At 41.0% G+C, this 19,845-nt stretch carries 17 protein-coding genes and 1 riboswitch; of the genes, 3 read left to right on the forward strand and 14 right to left on the reverse strand.

The window, feature by feature from the left end:
* Positions 1 to 27: 27 nt before the first annotated feature.
* From ISALK_RS13265 to ISALK_RS13290, 6 genes are all read right to left on the reverse strand, one after another.
* Positions 28 to 867, reverse strand: a complete 840-nt coding sequence (locus ISALK_RS13265; RefSeq protein ID WP_160723120.1) for a metallophosphoesterase — start codon at positions 865 to 867, stop codon at positions 28 to 30.
* Positions 868 to 1,000: 133 nt separating this feature from the next.
* Positions 1,001 to 1,360 carry a VOC family protein gene (locus tag ISALK_RS13270; RefSeq protein ID WP_160723122.1) on the reverse strand — a complete coding sequence of 120 codons (360 nt, stop codon included), beginning with the start codon at positions 1,358 to 1,360 and terminating at the stop codon, positions 1,001 to 1,003.
* Positions 1,360 to 2,781: an amidohydrolase family protein gene (locus tag ISALK_RS13275; RefSeq protein WP_160723124.1), complete on the reverse strand. Its 1,422-nt coding sequence runs from the start codon at positions 2,779 to 2,781 to the stop codon at positions 1,360 to 1,362. Before ISALK_RS13275 ends, ISALK_RS13270 begins: the two co-directional genes overlap by 1 nt.
* 361 nt (positions 2,782 to 3,142) lie before the next feature.
* A complete protein-coding gene (locus tag ISALK_RS13280) occupies positions 3,143 to 3,382 on the reverse strand; it encodes a MoaD/ThiS family protein (RefSeq protein ID WP_160723126.1) in 240 nt (79 codons plus the stop codon).
* A 100-nt stretch (positions 3,383 to 3,482) separates the two neighbouring features.
* On the reverse strand, positions 3,483 to 5,345 hold the full coding sequence (locus tag ISALK_RS13285) for an aldehyde ferredoxin oxidoreductase family protein (RefSeq protein WP_160723128.1): 1,863 nt from the start codon (positions 5,343 to 5,345) through the stop codon (positions 3,483 to 3,485).
* Positions 5,346 to 5,481: 136 nt separating this feature from the next.
* Entirely contained in the window at positions 5,482 to 6,699 is a 1,218-nt protein-coding gene (locus ISALK_RS13290; RefSeq protein ID WP_160723130.1) for a cation:proton antiporter, read from the reverse strand.
* Positions 6,700 to 6,887: 188 nt separating this feature from the next.
* Positions 6,888 to 6,951, reverse strand: a riboswitch (Fluoride riboswitch).
* Positions 6,952 to 7,168: 217 nt separating this feature from the next.
* Here ISALK_RS13290 and ISALK_RS13295 point away from each other — a divergent pair.
* The gene (locus ISALK_RS13295) at positions 7,169 to 9,649 is read left to right on the forward strand and encodes an ABC transporter permease (RefSeq protein ID WP_160723132.1); all 2,481 of its coding nucleotides are present in this window, start codon (positions 7,169 to 7,171) and stop codon (positions 9,647 to 9,649) included.
* Positions 9,650 to 9,834: 185 nt separating this feature from the next.
* The gene (locus ISALK_RS13300) at positions 9,835 to 10,533 is read left to right on the forward strand and encodes an ABC transporter ATP-binding protein (protein ID WP_160723134.1); all 699 of its coding nucleotides are present in this window, start codon (positions 9,835 to 9,837) and stop codon (positions 10,531 to 10,533) included.
* A gap of 270 nt (positions 10,534 to 10,803) precedes the next feature.
* On the opposite strand, the gene ISALK_RS13305 is transcribed toward ISALK_RS13300, so the two are convergent.
* The 4 genes from ISALK_RS13305 to ISALK_RS13320 all read right to left on the reverse strand — a co-directional run bounded on the left by ISALK_RS13305 (position 10,804) and on the right by ISALK_RS13320 (position 14,368).
* Positions 10,804 to 10,992, reverse strand: coding sequence for a hypothetical protein (locus tag ISALK_RS13305; protein ID WP_160723136.1), 189 nt, complete (start codon positions 10,990 to 10,992; stop codon positions 10,804 to 10,806).
* Between the two features lie 152 nt (positions 10,993 to 11,144).
* Complete coding sequence (locus tag ISALK_RS13310) at positions 11,145 to 12,188, reverse strand: hypothetical protein (protein WP_160723138.1); 1,044 nt, start codon at positions 12,186 to 12,188, stop codon at positions 11,145 to 11,147.
* A gap of 252 nt (positions 12,189 to 12,440) precedes the next feature.
* On the reverse strand, positions 12,441 to 13,211 hold the full coding sequence (locus ISALK_RS15565) for an XdhC/CoxI family protein (protein ID WP_371724017.1): 771 nt from the start codon (positions 13,209 to 13,211) through the stop codon (positions 12,441 to 12,443).
* Positions 13,212 to 13,702: 491 nt separating this feature from the next.
* On the reverse strand, positions 13,703 to 14,368 hold the full coding sequence (locus ISALK_RS13320; protein ID WP_160723142.1) for a histidine phosphatase family protein: 666 nt from the start codon (positions 14,366 to 14,368) through the stop codon (positions 13,703 to 13,705).
* Between the two features lie 232 nt (positions 14,369 to 14,600).
* Here ISALK_RS13320 and ISALK_RS13325 point away from each other — a divergent pair, with 232 nt between their 5' ends.
* Positions 14,601 to 14,906: a hypothetical protein gene (locus ISALK_RS13325; RefSeq protein WP_201756919.1), complete on the forward strand. Its 306-nt coding sequence runs from the start codon at positions 14,601 to 14,603 to the stop codon at positions 14,904 to 14,906.
* Here ISALK_RS13325 and ISALK_RS13330 read toward each other — a convergent pair.
* The 4 genes from ISALK_RS13330 to ISALK_RS13345 all read right to left on the reverse strand — a co-directional run bounded on the left by ISALK_RS13330 (position 14,890) and on the right by ISALK_RS13345 (position 19,590).
* On the reverse strand, positions 14,890 to 15,285 hold the full coding sequence (locus ISALK_RS13330) for a secondary thiamine-phosphate synthase enzyme YjbQ (RefSeq protein WP_160723144.1): 396 nt from the start codon (positions 15,283 to 15,285) through the stop codon (positions 14,890 to 14,892). The two genes, ISALK_RS13325 and ISALK_RS13330, sit on opposite strands and share 17 nt — an antisense overlap.
* A 182-nt stretch (positions 15,286 to 15,467) precedes the next feature.
* Entirely contained in the window at positions 15,468 to 18,059 is a 2,592-nt protein-coding gene (gene clpB / locus ISALK_RS13335; protein WP_160723146.1) for an ATP-dependent chaperone ClpB, read from the reverse strand.
* Positions 18,060 to 18,072: 13 nt separating this feature from the next.
* Positions 18,073 to 19,047: a DnaJ C-terminal domain-containing protein gene (locus tag ISALK_RS13340; protein WP_371724021.1), complete on the reverse strand. Its 975-nt coding sequence runs from the start codon at positions 19,045 to 19,047 to the stop codon at positions 18,073 to 18,075.
* Between the two features lie 93 nt (positions 19,048 to 19,140).
* Positions 19,141 to 19,590, reverse strand: coding sequence for an Hsp20/alpha crystallin family protein (locus ISALK_RS13345; RefSeq protein WP_160723148.1), 450 nt, complete (start codon positions 19,588 to 19,590; stop codon positions 19,141 to 19,143).
* Positions 19,591 to 19,845: the final 255 nt, after the last annotated feature.

Raw genomic sequence — 19,845 nt, forward strand, 5'->3', positions numbered from 1 at the left:
ACCATATATTTTTGCTAGGATTGCAGTTCACTTTTTGTAATTCTTCTTTAATCTCACAACCACCAACTCCGGACGATTCCCTATACGTATAGGGATAATACTATTTCCTAACCCTCGGCTGACCACCATCGTGGAATCCCCTTTTGTATACAACGCATTAATATATATCGGGAATAAACCTTGTCCCGCTGCAATGATCCCTCCAACTAGTGGAATACGGAATTGTCCTCCATGGGTGTGACCGGAAAAAGTTAAGTCTACTTTCGCATCCGCATAAAGTTCAAACAGTTCTGGACGGTGAGATAAGAGAATTTGAAACACACTTTCGTCGATCAGTTTTTTAAGCCTGTTTTTTAGTTCCCCATACTTTTCTATTTCTTCATAATAAGAATTATGAAAAGCGGGATCCGATAGTCCTATTATTTCTATTGAGTCTTCCTCAATAACAATTTGAGACTTTTGATCATCTAAAACCGTTACCCCTTCCCCTTGGAGAGTTTTTTTGATCTCCTCATACTTTCCGGACCATAATTCATGATTTCCCGAAACATAATAAACATCTGTTATTCCTACCGCTTTTTTTACGAATTCCATAGCGGTATTCAAATCATATCTTCTCTGATCTATTAAATCTCCGGTAATCACAATGATATCCGGTTTGTTTTTTCGTATCTTATCCATCAGCCTTTTTTGATTTTTTCCAAAGGATTTGTTGTGCAGATCTGAAATGTGTATAATTTTATAATCATCAAAACTATCCGGAATCTTTGGATTTCGGTAGTTTATTTCATTCAGCATGATCCCGTTGTTTTGCCAATAAAAAAATATTCCAAGGCAAATTATTAATATGGGAAAGTTCCACAGCATCTTAACACCCCTTTGTTCTGTCCTCGTTTGCTATCTTTCCGTTCCCTCAATATCCTGCAATGTTTATGTAGCGCTGATATTATATAATCGATGACAGTTTCTCCGTCCCGCTGTCATATTTTAATTGCTGAAGCTATAGAAACTTTTGGATTTCCAGAGTGTAACCATTGGGGTCTTCCAGGAAAAAGTGATAAATCTTAAACTTGGGATTTTCCCTTGGGGGATGAGCAACTTCAACAGATTTGTTGATTAACCTTTCATAATAAGCGTCCACATCTTCCACCACTAAAGTGATAATCGGACTTTTTTCATTCATAGCGGTTTCGATGTGTTCACAAAAACCTAGCTTGCCACCGCCCTCCACATCATAGATGCGGCATAATCCCTGATCTTTATAAAGTGAAAAACCAAGCACTTCATGATAAAAACCATGGGTAGCATCTAAATCCTTTGTCCCTAAAAATACGATTAATCCTTGATCCTTTTCTTTCATTACAATTTCCCCTCCTCCATAAATTTTCGATGTATATGACTGAAAGCTTTAAAGTCTTCTTCTGCATCTTTTCCAATGCGCTGAACTTGCTTTTCAAGATTTTTCAGTTCATCTTTTTCCTTAATCTTGGTGAATTCCCCCTCCCGGTAGATGACTTCCCCTTCAACCATGGACAGGGCTACTTCCTCTCCTCCTGCGCTGTAGACCAGGTTTGGTACGATGTTTCTCATGGGATGAGTGAAAAGTGGCTGCATCGAGGTTTTTCCAAGGTCAATGGCAATTAAGTCTCCTCGCTTCCCGCTTTCCAGGGATCCTACAATATCATCCACCCCGACGGCTTTAGCCCCTTCAATGGTGGCCATTCTGAGAGCTTTCCATGCGGGCATTACTTCCGGGTTTTCGTATTTTATTTTATTAAACAACGTGACCAGTTTCATTTCATTGATGATGTTGTGACAGTTGTTTCCAGGTGCCTGATCCGAACCCAGGGCAACACTGCCTCCGGCTCCTTGGAAGACCAGGGATGGAGGAACAATACCGTCAATAATTCCTATGGACCCGGGGCAAAGCACCATAGAAGCGCCGGATTTTGCAACTATTTTTGCCTCCTCTTCGGTGGCATCGGTTAAATGTACCGCCAGCAGAGTTTCATCTAAATACTCTCGCTCCTGTAACCAGGGGATGGTTCGTTTTCCATATCGCTTGATCATCTGTTCCGTTTCCCGGCTTCCCTGTTGGGTATGTAGATGAACCTTCGTTTCACGTGTTTTTGCTTCCTTTTGTACTTGAAGAAGCAGTTCTTCACTGACAAAATCCGGTCCCTGGGGGCCAAATAGAACTCGAATTCGACCGTCCTTTTTCCGGTGCCAACGATCGTACAGGGCAATGTTACGCTTTAAGCTTTGCTCTCCCCGTTCCCGATCATACTCATAAAGCTCTCCCGGTTGATAGACTTTGTTTTTTGCTTCTCTTATGGTCTGGGTGAGGTTTCCCCGAACTCCTATTCTATCAACAAAATCGCATACATCTTCCATGGGATCTCCGTAATCTCCAATGGTTGTGGTTCCGTTTTTTATCCCTTCCATAATTCCCAGTTTGCTGCCTAGAAGATAATCCTCCTTTCGGGTATGTTGAACAAAGGGTTGCAGCCCGAACATCATCCAGTTTTGAGTATCTTGTGCAAGCCCTCGTAGTATAGCCAGAGCCGTATGCATATGACCATCGATAAAGCCGGGAAATACCGCATGGTGTTGTAGATCGATAACTTCCTCAGCTGAGTAGAGCTTCTCAATTTCTTCCTGCTTGTTAATTTCAATAATCTTTCCACGGTCAATGGCAATGGCTTCGTCATATACGTATCCGACACCTTCTCCTTTCATCGTATAGATGTGGGGAGCTTTTACAATACAATCGATTTTCATTGATTTTCCGCCTCTCCTAGATTTTTATAAGATCAGTTTCAAGTTTGCAACGCAGATTTTAGAAAGATGATATAGAAAACTTTCCACTTGCTAATTCAAGAGCATAATTAATCCGATTTGCTATCCTCAAACTGCAATCATTTTTTAAACCTCTGCTACTATTAAATATTTTAAACTCCTATACTCCATGGGTGCTTATCCATCTTCTATGATAATATTTCGATCTTTCCAAATCTTTTCCTTAGGATAGTGTTTTGACTCTTTCGGTCAAAACGGGGTTAAATCCCCATAAAACCTTCAGCTTTTTCATAATTCCAATACCGAACTTTTTCTTCTTTATTTATTTCTTCATTAGCTTTGATTATCCACCACCTAAGGGGATGAGAATCAGCACCTTGTCTTGATCTGAAAGGAGAGTTTTCCGGTGACTTTTTATCTCGTTGACCATTATTGTGGAATTATCCAATGTTGTTTTTTCTTCGGCTGTCCGTTCTTTCTTCAGTTGGTCGAGTAAATCCTTCACGGTTGCTCCTTCGGGAAGGGTTACACAAAAAGCCTCCTCCACAGGCTCAAATCCGAAATATTTTACTCTTACTTCCATATTTTTTTCCACCTCGCTTTACAAACATCATCGGCTTGAAAAAACTTTACAGAGTCATATTTTATAGAACAGTGCCAAAGTTAACATTATGAGGAAAGTACTACAGTTCACCATATAAATCCTCAATTACTTTTTCCAGCCCTCCTAGATCTCGCAATTGCTTTTTCGGCGGCTTTCCGGAGTCTAAATCCCAACCCAGGGTGGTAAAGAAATTCTCCCCGAGTTTTTTATGATCCACGGTTTTTCCCTCTAAAGGTCCTGACTTTTGAGGTGGCTGCCCCACGGCTCTAAGGGTTAGCGGCATATCCTTCGGCGTGATGCCCTCTCGTAGATTAAAAGCGTGGCGCTGTATATAAATTCTAAGACCGGTTTCATAAGCAATTTCGTCGTTGAATTCTCTTCCAGTGATTCCTTCAATAAACTGATGGTGAAGCCGTTTTGGGGTGATTCCACTGCCGAATATACAGAATCCTGCGGTGTTTAAAATCTCACGATGAACCATAAGCTTTACGTCGATTTCTCCGGTATCTTCAAAGTCGTATTTATCTCCCTCTTGCTTATTACCCATATGAAGACTTCCCAGACCTCCTTTAACATGACGTCCCGGGGTGGGATCAAATTGATAGGTCCGGGCAAGGCCCGGCGCATAGCGAGGATCATGCATCGGAAGTTCGATGCCGCTTGCCGTTTGTAAATAATCTTCCCCTTTACCAAAGTGCTTTGCTGCAGAGGCCGAGCCGTTGGCGAGTATTTTTCCGACCCCCTCTCCCTGAACCATTTTTTCCAGTAACTGAACGATGGCTTCGCCGTTGCCCCAGCTAAGGTCGATTCCGTCCAGATCATCTCTACTCAGAAGCCCTTCTTCATAGCATTCCATAGCCCAGGCGATGGTCATGCCGGCGGAGATAGTATCGATACCGTAAGTATTGCAGAGCTCATTACAATGTATAATTACGTCTTCTTCGTCGCAAAGAAGCGTCGGACCAAAGGCCCCCGCGGTTTCGTATTCCGGTCGCTGGGTACTCTCAACAGGCCACCGTCCGTCGGGAACAGAGTACTCCGCTCCGCAACCTAGGGGACAACTGTTACAGTGATACTTATCGGTTTTGTAGCGATCCATATTTTCCGAACCCACTTTTTCTGCGGAAGCTTCTCCGAAATCAATGATTCCAACACCTTTCCAGTTCTTCACCGGTGCATCTCCACTTAGGGAGGCACTAGGGGTACCACCGCCGGTTCCTCTATCGCCCATCCGCTGAATGCCTTTGTTTTCTTTCTTATTTTTACTGATTTCCATATTGGCATCCCTTATCTTATCCGGGTCCGCTACTTCGGTTTTCAGAGTCCCTCGAATCGCCACGGCTTTTAGGTTCTTCGAACCCATAACCGCACCGCCTCCTCCTCGCCCCGGCGCTCGGTGGCGATCATTAATAGGACAGGCCAAATAGGACTGGTTTTCTCCAGTCTTTCCAATAACCGATGCCCGAACTTTTTTTTCTCCCGTTTCCTCTTTCAAAATTTCCAGGGTCTCCTTTGTGGTTTTTCCCCATAAGTTCTCAGCACTGCGTATTTCCACATTTTCATCATTAATATAAACGTAGACCGGTTTTTTTGCTTTTCCGTAAACAAACAAACCGTCATATCCCGCTTTTTTTAGTTCCGGTCCGAAATGACCTCCGGAGTTGGCATCATTCCAGCCACCGGTAATCGGTGATTTATGCACTAGAGTATATCTGCCTCCGAATAACGTCTTTGTATCATTGGTAAGTCCCGTCATAAATCCGATATAACTGTCAGGCCCTAAAGGGTCTGCCCCTGCAGGCATTCGATCGTAAAGGATTTTTGCACCGATGCCGTAGCCTCCGATAAAATCATTGGCAAGGTCTTCCCCTAGTGTTTCCTCTTGAATATTCTCAGTGGTCAAATCAACAAATAATAGTTTCCCAGCATATCCTGTTGGCAATGGTATTCCTCCCCGTTTTTTTTCTTTCTATTAAATCCTACACTTGTTTATACCCAAAAATTTGCTGATTTATTAATTTTCCGAGATTTTCTTCCGCAACAGATTATATAATTCCAGTATATTCCACCACAAATAATCACATACCGGGATCTTCCGGCACGGATTCTTCCAATGCAGGATCTTCCAAAACCCGTTCTCCCACAACTTTGATTCCGATTGCGCCTAAGGGTGCGGTAATAACGATGGATAAGACCGCCAAGGCTAAGATAATTTCTCCGGAAGGTACTCCCAAGGTTAAGGGTACTGCCCCAATAGCTGCCTGAACTGTTGCTTTGGGAATAAAAGACACCATACAAAATCCTCGATCCTTTAAAGTAAATCTTGTCCCCAATAAGGATAAGAACACTCCAAGGGATCTGGCCAACAATCCTACGGCAATAATCAGTAGTCCGATCCATCCCGTGTCCAAGGCCAAATGAATGTTTACTTGGGCCCCTACTAAAACAAACAGCACCACCTCTGCCAAAATCCATACTTTATTAAACTCATGGGCTAAATTTCTTGCTAAGGTTTCTTGTTTCTCCAAGATGACAAATCCAATGGCCATCACCCCTAAAAGAGCGGCTACGGGCACGGTTCCTTGGAGAAAATCCTCCAACGTAGTTATTACAATCCCCGATGCCAAAATCATTAAGAGCTTTTTCGTATCATCGATTTTAAACCTCTTAAATGCATATAACAACAATAGACTTAATCCCACCCCAATGCCTATTCCCAGCACAATCGCTATCGGGATGTTAAAAAGTTGGGCCGCTATACTGATTCTTTGGCCCCCATACATTCCCACAAAGCTTGAGAAAATCGTAATCGCTACTACATCATCTACGGAGGCCCCAGCCAATATCAATGTTGGTAGACCTTTTTTTTCTCCTTTTTCTCTTTCAATAAAGGAAAGCATGGAGGGAACAATTACCGCCGGAGATACTGCGGCGATAATAAAGCCCAACATTCCCGCCTCCACTCTGCTAATTCCCAAAAGATATCCCCCAATGAGCATCACCGTTAAACCTTCCAAAACAACGGGGATAAAACTCAGTTTTACTGCGGGTATGCCGTTTTTTCTCAATGCGTATCGGTCGATTCCAAATCCTGCCCGAATCAAAATAATAATCAATGCAATTTTTCTTAAATCTCCGGATATTATCATTATACTCTCATCCAGCCAATCAAGACCATGGGGGCCGATCAGTGCTCCTAGAATCAACATCCCCAGTAATCCCGGGAGTTTCATCAGTTTAAATACCTTACTCAACAATAACCCTAATAAAATGATAATCGCTAAACTAAACGCCATTTTTCTGCCTCCTGTATATTGTTTTTTTATCCACCTTCTTTTTATCCTGCTATTGACCTTATTGATTGTAAAAACAACGGATTAATCCATCCATATAATATACAATTTAATTAATAGAAACTACTTAAAAAGTAATATAAAACAAATAATCAAAAACAAAAAACCCCTATAAAACCATCTTTAAAGATAGTTTTACAGGAGTCATCAACTGTTCTACAGTGGTTTAGGGCGAACTCCTTCGCCATTCATTTAGAAGCATTATATCATACAAGCACTGCAACAGCAATGTTTATTGAAGGATTTCCCTGTTTGTACTTTTACTACCGCGAAGTTTTCCGCCTTCAGACCGAGAGCATAAGCATCCCTAGGTGGATAAACAAAGCGTCTTCCGACGGTTATAGCTCCCCCCAATTATCTATATACTGAACTATATAAGAATCTGCTTAAAGATTAACAAGGAGGACGGAACATGAATATATTTATGAAATTTATTGGGAAATCAATGTTAGAGAGAAAGACACGACTGATCTTACTGGTATTTGCCATTGCCATGAGTACCGCACTTTTTATCGGCAGTATCGGAGCGGTGGAAACGGGCCTGGATAGTTTTATAAAACCCATCACCGCCAGTTTTGAAGGGATGGAAATTCGAATCGAATCCGAAGAAAACGGATTAATGGATATTTCTAAAATGGATACAAGGAGCCTGGATAGGGTCAATGCTTATGTATCTTCCCAGGGAATTTATCAAACCGACAATCTTGAGACCGTTAATTTTTACGGTATGGATCACGATTGGACCCAGTCAAAGAACTGGATCGAAGGAGACATGAACACCGGAATTACCAAACATCAAGCCTTAATCTCCCAACGAACCAAAGAAGAATTAAACCTTCAGATAGGAGACACCGTCGAAGTCCTCTTAGGGGGAAACATCGAAACCTTTGAAATTGGAGGAATAATTGATCTGGAAGGGGTTTTTTACACCGATACCAAAGAGCAGTTCTCCCTAGTGGTTCCTTTAGTTACCGCCCAAGAAATATTTGACATGGGAAATTTGGTTAATCGAGTCACTGCTACATCCTCTATGGATAGTACAGAGTTAGGAATCACAACTTTTAATGAAAATAACCGGGACTTTCATGCTCAGGAAATTCTTGATATGGAAGGGGCCCAGGCTCAAATCACCCAGATTACATCTATTTTTTACGGCATGTTGATCATCGTGGTACTGATGAGCAGTTTCATTATCTATGGTTCCTTTAAATTACTTATTACTGAACGGCTTCCCATCATCGGAACCTTCTTCTCTCAAGGTGCCACAAAAGGAAATGTACGACGGATTCTCTATATGGAAAGTGGACTGTACGGCATTTTGGGCGGTATCATCGGTTCCGGCCTTGGAATTGGTATTCTATATCTAATTCATTACTTACTTGCCCCTCTTAGGGATTACGGGATCATTGGAAATTTTGAATTTGAAACCTCATTAATCCTATCCGGACTGATTTTCGCCGTACTGTTGTCCATGATCTCCTGTACGGTTCCCATAATTAAAGCCGGTAGAATGCAAGTAAAAAATATAATTTTGAATATTGAAGAGCAGAATCATAAGAAAGGGGTTGCAGGTTTTATCATCGGAGTGCTGTTGCTTTTAGGAATCACCGTATCAGTATATATGGAACTGGATTTCGTAATCAACCTCAGTGCCCTTATGTTGTTAGGTTCCGTAATCAGTATTATTTTGATTTACCCCCGGGTACTGTCCTTTTGCACCCCAAAGATCTTTAACGGTATGAAAAGTTTTAGTGGAACCACCGCTCTGGGGCTTCATAATGTTGAAAGTAGCAAATCCTTACGGGGAAACATCACCCTGTTAATCATGTCTATCTTGGCCATGGTGGCAATTAATTCCGTCAGTACAAGTCTACAATCCGTCGTGATGGATGCTTTTACTGATATGAACCATGATTATTCCGTGGAGCAGATCCGCATGCAGGATCCTGAGTCTATTGAAAGCCTTAAGGATTCCCTGGCTGCTCATCCTAATATTCTTGAAGACTCCTTGCATGAAATTATGCTGGGATATGGAAAATTGGATACTACCAACGGCCTAGTTATGGGCATCGATCCAAAAATGTACCGGGACTTTAACCCTTACCTCGGCTTTGATGAAGGGGACACTCGAATCATTTATGAACGTTTTTTAAATGATCCCGAAGGAAAGATCATTGTTTCAAAAAATACCGCGGCAATCAATGGCATTCAGGAAGGAGAAATTCTACCTTTAGAAGTGGATGGAAGAGTCAAAGATTTTGAAGTGGCAGGAATCGTTGACGGAAAACTATATTATAACGGATCCTTCATAATGATTGATAATCGACAGCTAAGAGATTCCTTCCATTACTCCTATACTGATAGTATTTACTTTAATGTAGAAGAAATGAACGAAGCTTTCTCAGAGGAAATCGAAGAAATAAGCCGAGCCTTCGGTGCCCGGGTAATGAGTGTGGATGCTTCACTAGAGCGAAATCTCGACGGCAATCGACAGATGATGAATATTCTTAGCGTATTTTCCATCATGGCTGTGGTTATCGGAGCTTTTGGAGCCTTAAATAATATTATCATCAGTTTTATCCAGCGGAAGAAAGACCTGGCCATTTTAAGTTCTCTTGGAATGACGCAAAGACAACGAAGCCGCATGATTTATATTGAATCGGCAGTAACGGTTCTATGGGCGATTCTCTTTATTACGCCCTACGGATACTTAATGGCACGACTGATTACGGCCTTGACAACGATGATCGGCCTACCAATTCCAATAGAATTTCATATCGCAGGGATGATTCCCTTTTTCCTAGCCGCCTTCTTATTATTTATTTTGGCTACCCTGCCCGTGGTTTTGAAAAGTCGGAAACTCTCAGTAATACGGGAAATTCAGTATGAATAGTCATAAACTTTACAAGTTAAGAGGAACATGTTAGCTAGTATACTACAGTAACCAAGGGATCAAAATCTCTTAGTTTGATATGAAGGATAAGGAAAATAAATTCTAATGATTATACAATTAAACGGTTTTTATGATTTGTGGAATGAAAAAATTGTTTCTAAATTTTTAAAAAAGGAGAATGTCCAATGAATGCAATTAAAGTTAAGTCTTTAAGAAAAAACTTTTCCATGGGAAAACAAACCGTAGAGGTACTAAAAGGATTAAGCTTTGAAGTGGAGTCCGGAGAGTTTTTATCGGTAATGGGACCTTCCGGTTGCGGAAAATCCACCCTATTATACCTATTAGGCGGACTGGACGAAGTTACTTTCGGAGAAATCAGTTTACATGGAAAAGATTTGACTACCATGAAGGAAAAGGATATAAGTCTTCTTCGAAGACGGGACATCGGATTTGTTTTCCAGTTTTACAACCTGGTACCAAACCTTACCGTAGAGGATAACATAATGCTTCCCTTGATTCTTGACGGGAAAAAGGGTAAGAAGCAAAAAGCCCGACTGGAAGAGTTATTGGAAATCACCGGACTGAAGGACTACCGAAAACACACTCCCCGGGAGCTTTCCGGAGGACAACAGCAACGGGTGGCCATCGCCCGAGCGCTGATCTTCGAACCGAAGATTTTACTGTTGGACGAGCCCACAGGAAATCTGGATTCCAAAACCACGGTAGAGATCATGGAGCTCTTTAAAACCATCCACCTGGAACTGAAAACCACCATTATTCAGGTAACCCATTCAAAGGAAACCGCTGCTTACGGCACGAAGATCCTTGAGCTGAATGACGGAGTTATTGTACGGGAAACCCGGATCGAAAGAAAAGCTTCCTAAGAAAGCGGCTGTTCATTAAGGATACACAAATAATATACATTGATAATAAAAAAAGGAATGGGTTTGAGTCATTATGACTTAAGCCCATTCTTTTTTTATCAGTTGATAAAAACTACTTGTCTCCTATTACTAATTTAAGTTGTATCCTCTTCATAGTATCAATTCATACTGCTGTAAAATACAGCGATGCATCGTTTCCCGAAGGCTTTTTTCTCTGGGGTTATTGATGCCGTAACACCCCATCTTATTGACAAAATAGCCATAGCTGATTTAATGTTTCGGATCTCCGAAGGCGAAGGAGCCGGTGGCCCCCCATAAATCCACAACCATTTCTCCCTGGTAATAAATGATGCAGGCTGCCCTTAATTCTTTCTTATCCTTAAAGTTGTTTTGATATTCCATCCTAACCCTTTCAAATCCCGGTGACACTTCGCCGAAAATTTCATTTATTTTATCCATAGGACCCTTCTCCTCTCCCTAGATGCAGTCCCCAACTCATCACTAAAATTCCTATGGGCAGGGTTAACAGGCCGCTGATGCTCGTACTGAAATTCATCAGTTCACTGCCAACATTCCAGGGATATCTAATTATCGCCGTTAATTGTTTATTTCTACAACGAATCGATGTGCTCTTTTAGTTCAATAAAATCATCAAACACTAGAACTGGAACATCTTTACTTTTCAAAAGCTGGAACAGCTGCGACTGATGTTCTACTACCAAATCTAAAAATCCCTCCAGGTTATTAGGATCAAAGGCCTCTATAATATCCGGCAAGTCCCTAGGAGATACATCAGTGCCTGAAAAAGCCCCTTCAAGTTCCTTATTAATCTCCACAGCAGCAAAAAGTGCTGTATAAATGTCTCCTGTTTCGCATGCCCGGCGAATTTTATTGTAAAAATTAATCAATTCTTCGTAATATCCCTCCAACTGTTCTCGAAAGGATAGACTCTTCTGTTCTTTTGCTTCCTCTTGTTCCAACAGAATTTTCATATTCATCAGCAGTTGTCCGAAATTGTTTTTTATTTCGGTAATATCGCTACTGATAAAAACCGTATCGTATAGAGAGGAAAAGTCCTTTGGTAGTAAATCCATATTCAAAATTTCATTTTTCAGCTTACCTCTTCCCCGTTTGATCGTGGTTCCATTCAGTAGTGCTGTAGCATAGGTTACGGAAAAAATGATTTCCATTGCATGTTTCCTGGCCTCAGAAAGAGTGTGATCCAAAAGAAGATTGAAATAGGGCTGATAGGTTTTTTCAAGCTCTTTCTTTGATTTCTCTATGAATTTTCTTCGATCCTTCGTATCCAATCCTCTAATTCTTAGCCGATTAAATCTTTCCAGGTCCTCCTTAGAACCGTAATATAAAACTTGGCCTTCCGTAACAATCGAGGTGATCCGTTCCTCATGATTAGCAATTCCCTCCAGTCGTTCCCAGGATATGGGCCAAAAGTCAAATCCGATTCCGTCAATAATAAATACTTTACCCAAATTCTCTCCCCGTTCGGTATTGGGGACAAAGTACATATCCAGGTCCGAGAGGCTGTGGGTTTCATTATATATATGAGAACCCATTAAGACCACCACTGCAATATCCCTTTTATAATCTTTTTTGATTTTTTCGATCAGTATTTCTACGCTTTTCATTAAATCCATATTAATCGCCTCCATTAAATATTGTTATCGATCATTCCAATCAAACAGAACAGTTCTCTACCTTCAATGATACCGATTTTTTATCTTTTTCTACAGTGTCTTAAGACGGTGTACATGTCAGTCTACAGACGGATAAAACCATAAAACATACAAAAAGGGCGGAGGTGTTTGAGTCATAATGACTGAAACACCTCCGTCCTTTTTGAACTGCCTTTTAGCTACCCCTAAATTGATTTTAACACTATACTTTTTCTAAAAACACTTCCATGACGCCGCCACAAACCATGCATCTTCTTCGGCTTCCAAGCCGGTCATATCCACCTGCACCATTTCACCGTTAGTATTCTTCTTCGTAAAAAGATTTAATGCTTTCCTCATTACATCGGATTCCGCACAGCCTCCTCCAATAGTTCCCATCATTCTTCCATCTGGGTAAACCAACATTTTCGTACCTACTTCTCGGGGTGCAGAGCCTTCTCTCGAAACAATGGTTGCAAGAACTAGCCCTTTCTTTCCCGGTGGTCTGTTTATAAGTTCATTAATAATTCCCTTGGAATATCCGCTACCAATTTTTCTTTCGTTTTTTACCAAAATGATTTCTCCCATAATGGCGATGGCAATTTCCACCGGGGTTTCCGCCTTTATATTCAAACCGATTGGTGTATAGATTTCTTTGATCTTCTTTGGGTCGACCCTCTTTTCCAAAAGTTCATTTTTTACTTTTGAAACACGTACTTTACTACCGATCATGCCAACATAGGCCTTAGGCTTTTGTATGATCGTTTCCAGACAGATCCGATCATAGCGATGCCCCCGGGTAACGATAACAAAATAAGTATTCCCATCGATTTCTATCTCTTCCAGGGCACTTTTAAAGTCCTGACAAAGCACTTTATGGGCTCCTGCCTTTTTTGCTTTGTCAGCAAAAACTGGGCGATCATCAATCACTGTTACGGAGAAATCAGCCATAATACCGAAGTTGATAATCGGCATTGATACATGACCGGCCCCGCATATAATCACTTTCTTCGGAGGACTTAATCTGTCGCAGAAAATTCTCTTCCCTTCTATTTCTAAAATATTCGTTCCCTCTTCTTAATTAAGATATCCCGATGTTTCGATAAAAAACCGTCCTTTGTTGAGTCGAAAACCAACCCTCGATTTATAAGAAGAGCCTTTTCTCCTACATAATCTCCATCTAGTACAGTAAATAATTTGCTTAAACTTTCCCCTTCATTTTCCTTTATTAATTTATAAACATCTTCCATGCAATCACCCTCAAATCTTTAAATTTTATTCTCTAATGACTTGACAACCTTCATAAAGTTCCCATGATTTTCACCCTATATTCTACCTTATTTAATCCTGTCCGCCTTGATTGGTTGGAACCATCGTTTTCTCCAAGTTATGATGGTCTTTTCAAATTAAGACGATTATAAAGTGGGAGAATGAATTTCCAGAGCCCTACTTATCCATTCATCAAACCGACCCTCTATCCCAACCGGTTATTTCATTTATAAGCCTTCCCCTTTCGGCTCTTGCAAATCTTCATCCCTGGGCGGGCAAATGCTTTTCAATATTCCAAAACCTTCTATCACCTCAATTTCAACTATTCCCGCATTTGGGATACTAAAATGCCACCGGCTTTCCAACGGGAGATCCAAAAAATATATCAAAGCCGATTGGATCACGCCACCATGGGTGATGATGACCTTTATCTCTTTTTCAGATCCTTGGGATCTGATGATTTCAAACCCATGCACTACTCGATTATGAAAGGCTTCTAAGGTTTCGCCTCCCGGAATAGAGTAGTTCCCGTAATTTTCCATCAATAACTGCCATTCCCTAGGGTACCTGCTTTCTATTTCCTGCTGTTTCAACCCCTCAAAAACTCCGAAATGGACTTCTTTTAACGCCTCCATAAAACTGCATGAAACAGTTAAAGATTTTCGGTCTTGATTCAAATTTCTCTTGACTGCCTCCGCAAGGACTTTCGTCCGGTTGAGAGGACTGCTGTAAAGAGAAACTTGTTCCCTATCCTTAAGTTTCTGATGCAGTTTTTTTGCCGCAAACTTTACTTGTCTTTCTCCTTTTTCAGAAAGCTTACTATCCGTATGACCGGCAAAAACTCTTCCTATATTGTCCTTTGTTTCTCCATGTCGAACGAAAATCCATTTCATCGGGTTCCCTCCTAAAATAATTACTCAAAAAAATGTATCTACATGATTGATTATATCATGCCTGTACATTAAGCTTCTTAAACGTAGAAAAAGCAATAGATTAAGTGCATTTATTAAAAACAAATACCCGGGGAAGTCGAACATAATCACAATCTTCGAAGGATGAAAACCAATCATAAAATCCTATTAATTCAATATGTTCCACCCTATTCTTTATCTATGGATCTGTGTTATGTTGTTAATTTTTTCATTAACAATTACCGGATGTAACGATGAAGAAATTGCAGACGAAAATGGAGAAGATGAAGAAACGGAATTTACTTCTCTAGTGGATTGGTCTGAGTATGAGGATTCTATTTATGATGAAAATCAATTTGGTGTAGACGTAGAGTCCGGTGCAACAAGAACAATTCAAAATTCTATTGACACCATCTCCGGTGCAACCCTACGAATTTCTCAAGAAGCTACCTCTTTCCAACGAGCACTTGTTTCTGCTGGTATTCTAGAAGAAGAGGAGGTAGTCATTGGGCGGTTCTGATCAGTAACTTTCTTGTTCTCGGTCCGTCAAACTCACAGAAAAAAATACCTTGCCATGTTCCCAGGAGGAGTTCCCCTTTGTGAACCAAAATAATCTCACTCATGCCTAAAACACTTGCCTTTACATGGGCTGGGGAATTTCCTTCCATATGATCATACTGCTTATTTTCCGGAACCATTCGGTTAAGGGCTTGTATCATATCACTTTGTACATCGGGATCAGCGTTTTCATTAATGGTTACTGCTGCTGTGGTATGAGGTACAAACAGGATCACTGTTCCTTCTTTCACTTTTCCGTCCTGTAAAACTTTTTGTACTCTTTTTGTGATATCAATAAATTCACTTTTCTTCGATGATGAAATCGACAATTCTTTAAACATCTCCATACCTCCTTAATGATAATGTATATAACTTAAGTTTAAGCTCTTTTTTATTCTTTATTTTATATACCCGTAATCTGTTAAGGTAAAAGTGAAATAGATGGAAAAAACAACTCAAAAAGGACGGTGGTGTTTGAGTAACAACGACTCAAATATCTCCGTCCTCTTTGAGTTGTTTCGAGCTATACTTTAAATACCAACTCTCTGTTTTCTTCATCGATTTTTATGGTTTGGTGATCCTGAAGTTCTCCTTTAATGATCATACGTCCAATTTGGGTTTCCAGATGCTTTTGAATGTACCGTTTTAATGGTCTTGCGCCATAAACCGGCGAATAGGACTCCTCTGCAATGAGACGTTTTCCTTCCTTCGTAATATTAAGACTAATATGACGGTCATCTAAACGTTTTTGCAGATCCCTTAAGCCCAGCTCCACGATTTTGTAGAGTTCATCTTTTCGAAGAGGTTTAAACATCACCGTATCATCTACCCGGTTTAAAAACTCCGGTTTAAAGTGCTTTCGAAGACTTTCCATCACTTGGTTTTCCACAGCTTTTGGAATTTCTTCTTTCTCACCGATGTTTTCTAAAAGATACTGACTACCAATGTTAGAGGTCATAATTACCACAGTATTTTTGAAATTCACGGTACGCCCCTTAGCATCGGTTAACCGTCCGTCATCGAGAAGTTGTAGCAGTACATTAAAAACTTCCGGGTGCGCTTTTTCAATCTCATCAAAGAGGATAACACTGTAGGGCTTTCTCCTTACCGCCTCTGTAAGTTGCCCCCCTTCATCATAACCTACATATCCGGGAGGAGCGCCGATCAATCGAGCGACGGTATGCTTTTCCTGATATTCACTCATATCGATTCGGATCATATTTTCCTCGGTATCAAACAAAGCTTCCGCTAGGCTTTTGGCAAGTTCGGTTTTTCCCACACCGGTGGGGCCTAAGAAAATGAATGACCCGATGGGTTTTCTCGGATCCTTCAGCCCTGACCGGGCCCTTAGAACCGCATCGGATACGGATGTCACCGCTTCGTCCTGGCCTATCACCCTCTGGTGAAGAATATCTTCTAAGTGAAGAAGTTTTTCCCTTTCGCTTTCCACCAACTTTGTAACGGGGATCCCCGTCCATCGAGAGACAATTTCCGCAATCTCATTATCCGTAACCTCTTCTGACAACAGTTGATAATCTTTTTGGCTTTCCTTTTTTTCCCGCGCTTCCTGGAGCATTTTTTCCTTTTCGGGAAGATCACTGTACTTTAATCGAGCCAGTTTTTCCAAATCGTAATTTCGTTCTGCTTCTTCAATGGCCCGCTTAATTTCATCAATTTCTCTTTGCAGTTCTTTGCTTCGTTGAAGATTTTCTTTTTCCGTTTCCCATTGGGTTTTCATTTCATCGGATTTTGACTGGAGATCCGATAGTTCTTTTTGTAAGTTTTTCAGCCTTTCCTTCGAATGGGTATCCTTTTCTTTTTTCAAGGCCTCCTGCTCAATTTCCAACTGCATAATTCTTCGACTGATTTCATCGAGCTCTGCCGGCATACTGTCAATTTCCGTTCGAATCATGGAAGCAGCTTCATCCATCAGATCAATAGCCTTGTCCGGTAAAAATCGGTCAGAAATATATTTGTGAGAAAGCTCGGCACAGGCCACTAGGGCATTATCAGAAATTCTTACTCCGTGATGCATTTCAAAACGTTCTTTGATTCCCCGTAGAATGGAAATCGTATCTTCCACGGTAGGCTGATCGATTAATACCGGTTGGAATCGCCGCTCTAAGGCAGCATCTTTTTCAATGTGCTTTCGATATTCATCTACAGTGGTTGCACCGATACAGTGTAGTTCACCTCTTGCAAGCATGGGTTTTAGAATATTTCCCGCATCCATGGCTCCTTCGGTTTTCCCGGCTCCTACGATGGTATGAAGTTCATCTATGAATAAAAGAATTCTGCCGTCGGATTTATGAATTTCCTTCAGGACCGCCTTTAAACGTTCCTCGAATTCACCCCGGAATTTTGCACCGGCAATCAACGCTCCCATATCCAAAGCAAAAATTGTTTTATCCTTTAGGCCTTCCGGAACATCGCCTTGCAGGATGCGTTGGGCTAGCCCTTCCACCACGGCGGTTTTACCCACTCCGGGCTCCCCGATTAAAACCGGGTTGTTTTTCGTCCGTCTGGAAAGAATTCGAACAGCCCGTCGAATCTCCTGGTCGCGACCGATCACCGGATCAATTTTTCCCTTCCGGGCCATCTCCACAAGGTCTTGGCCGTACTTTTCCAAGACTTCATAGGTATCTTCAGGATTTTGAGAGGTAATTCGCTGATTGCTGCGAATTTTCATCAATGCATTCAATACGTTTTCCCGCTGAATCTTGTACCGCCCCAAAAGTTTTGCAGAAAAAGTCCCCTGTTCTTCCAGAAGAGCCAAATACAAATGTTCCACACCGATGTATTCGTCTTTAAACTCATCAGCCTGTTCTTTAGCAGATACTAGTAGTTGATTTGCTTTTCGACTAAGATAAACATTGGATGCATTTTGTCCTTCTACCTTAGGAAGGCCTTCCAAGTACGTGTAGAGTTCTTTTTCCATGGCCGCGGCATCTTTTTGTAGATAACCCATGAGTTTCCCGATGAGCCCTTCTTTTTGTATCAATAAAGCGTAATGCAAATGCTCACTTTCAATTTGCTGATTCCCAAGTTTTAACGCCTGTTCCTGGGCAAAGGTTAAGGTTTCCTGAGCCCTTTGCGTAAATTTATCGATGTTCAATAGTATTCCCCCTTTAACGATTTGGAGTGAATTCCGATACCTCTTGTAGCTTTTGATAGAGTTCTTTTTCCCGTTCTGATAACTTCGGCGGATTGACAATTTTCACCGTCAGATACAAATCTCCCTGTGCACCACTCCCTTTTCGGTATCCTTTTCCTTTAAGTTTTAGTTTTTTACCCGGTTCAATTCCCGCCGGTATTTTCACATTTACGTTTTCCTCCAGTGTTCTAACGGAAACTTTTGCTCCAAGGGCGGCTTCCCATGGAGTTATTTTCACTTCCTTATAAAGATCTATACCCTCTAAGGAAAACTCCCGATCATTGCGAAGGGAGAGTTTAATATACAGGTCTCCCTTTTTACCGGTCTGGGGGTCTGTTCTCCCTTGTCCTTTCAGTTTTATTCTATTCCCGTCAGTTACACCTTTGGGAATTTTAACTTTTAATGTTTTCTCTCCATTTTCCGTATTTAAACGAACCTGTTTTTCTCCGCCTCGATAAGCCTCTAAAAGATCGATTTCCATTTCCGCTTCAATATCCGTATCGGGGGCTGTATACCCGCCAGCCGTCCGTGAAGTGCCTTGTCGTGTACGGTTGCTTCCTCCAAAACCCGCGAAAATATCATCGGATCCGAAACCGCCGCCACCGAAAAACATGTTGAAAAAGTCACTAAATTCATCGCTGCCGAAATCCGTTGCTCCGCCACGGCGTCCTGCTGTTTGATAGTCAAAACCATATTCCCTAGGATCGAACTCTGAACCATGTTGGAACTTTGCAGCGTTTTGTAGTTCATCATACTTTCGCCGCTTTTCAGGATCCTTTAAAACTTCATAGGCTTCACTGATCTCCTTAAACTTGGTTTCCGATTCGGAACTGTTTTTGTTTAGATCAGGATGATATTTTTTCGCCAAATTTTTATAAGCCTTTCGGATGGCTTCCTGGGAGGCGTCCTTAGATACTCCCAGTACTTCATAATAATTTTTATATTTCACCGGCTCACCCCCTCTTATTAAAGCTATAATACCCATTTCAAATAGAGATAAACCACATTGGACAGCCTCCAATGTGGTTTATCCTCTTGGGAATTATTCGATTTCGATGGCTTTGGATTTGACCTCTTCGGCTTTTTTAGGAACGCTAACAGTTAAAACACCGTCCTCTAATTTTGCTTTAATACCTTCTTCAGCGGCATCCCTAAGGAATACGTTTCGCTGCATAGAGGTATACCGTCGCTCTCTGTGAATATAGTTCTGCTCATTTTTATCTTCTTTTACTTCTTCTTTGTTCACCGAAATGGATAGACGTCCCTCTTCAATGGACAAGTTTACGTCTTCCTTAGTAACACCGGGAAGTTCCGCTTCCACAGTGTACTCACTGTCGTTTTCCTTAACATCGATTTTAAAAGTGTCTCTCATTAAACTTCTGGGTCGTGTCCAATCCGCTGCAAAAAAGTCGTCAAGCATGTTTTGAAAATCCTCAAATTCAGTATTCATAAGATCCTTTCTTCGTCGATTAAATGGTACTAAACCTGGCATGATCAATTCCTCCTTTACATTAATTATTTTGTTTTTGTTAGCACTCTCTTGTGCCGAGTGCTAATTTTGATTACATTATAGCATATTATTATTCGATGTCAACATTTTTCCCGGGGATTTTTTGAAAAATATGATCCATATATGATAATGTCTTAATATATCACAAGTGACTATGTCCCAAATACTATTAAATCTATTATAATAGAACCTCAGGACTAAGAAATGAGGTGGACATAATCAGAAAGGTAATATTAA

Source organism: Isachenkonia alkalipeptolytica, assembly GCF_009910325.1.
GTDB lineage: Bacteria > Bacillota > Clostridia > Peptostreptococcales > T1SED10-28 > Isachenkonia > Isachenkonia alkalipeptolytica.

Excerpts from the sequence above, each read along its gene's own strand:
- ISALK_RS13265 (WP_160723120.1), bottom strand. The coding sequence starts at position 867 with ATGCTGTGGAACTTTCCCATATTAATAATTTGCCTTGGAATATTTTTT.
- ISALK_RS13270 (WP_160723122.1), bottom strand. The coding sequence starts at position 1,360 with ATGAAAGAAAAGGATCAAGGATTAATCGTATTTTTAGGGACAAAGGAT.
- ISALK_RS13275 (WP_160723124.1), bottom strand. The coding sequence starts at position 2,781 with ATGAAAATCGATTGTATTGTAAAAGCTCCCCACATCTATACGATGAAA.
- ISALK_RS13280 (WP_160723126.1), bottom strand. The coding sequence starts at position 3,382 with ATGGAAGTAAGAGTAAAATATTTCGGATTTGAGCCTGTGGAGGAGGCT.
- ISALK_RS13290 (WP_160723130.1), bottom strand. The coding sequence starts at position 6,699 with ATGGCGTTTAGTTTAGCGATTATCATTTTATTAGGGTTATTGTTGAGT.
- ISALK_RS13295 (WP_160723132.1), top strand. The coding sequence starts at position 7,169 with ATGAATATATTTATGAAATTTATTGGGAAATCAATGTTAGAGAGAAAG.
- ISALK_RS13300 (WP_160723134.1), top strand. The coding sequence starts at position 9,835 with ATGAATGCAATTAAAGTTAAGTCTTTAAGAAAAAACTTTTCCATGGGA.
- ISALK_RS13305 (WP_160723136.1), bottom strand. The coding sequence starts at position 10,992 with ATGGATAAAATAAATGAAATTTTCGGCGAAGTGTCACCGGGATTTGAA.
- ISALK_RS13310 (WP_160723138.1), bottom strand. The coding sequence starts at position 12,188 with ATGGATTTAATGAAAAGCGTAGAAATACTGATCGAAAAAATCAAAAAA.
- ISALK_RS13320 (WP_160723142.1), bottom strand. The coding sequence starts at position 14,368 with ATGAAATGGATTTTCGTTCGACATGGAGAAACAAAGGACAATATAGGA.
- ISALK_RS13325 (WP_201756919.1), top strand. The coding sequence starts at position 14,601 with ATGTTGTTAATTTTTTCATTAACAATTACCGGATGTAACGATGAAGAA.
- ISALK_RS13330 (WP_160723144.1), bottom strand. The coding sequence starts at position 15,285 with ATGTTTAAAGAATTGTCGATTTCATCATCGAAGAAAAGTGAATTTATT.
- ISALK_RS13345 (WP_160723148.1), bottom strand. The coding sequence starts at position 19,590 with ATGCCAGGTTTAGTACCATTTAATCGACGAAGAAAGGATCTTATGAAT.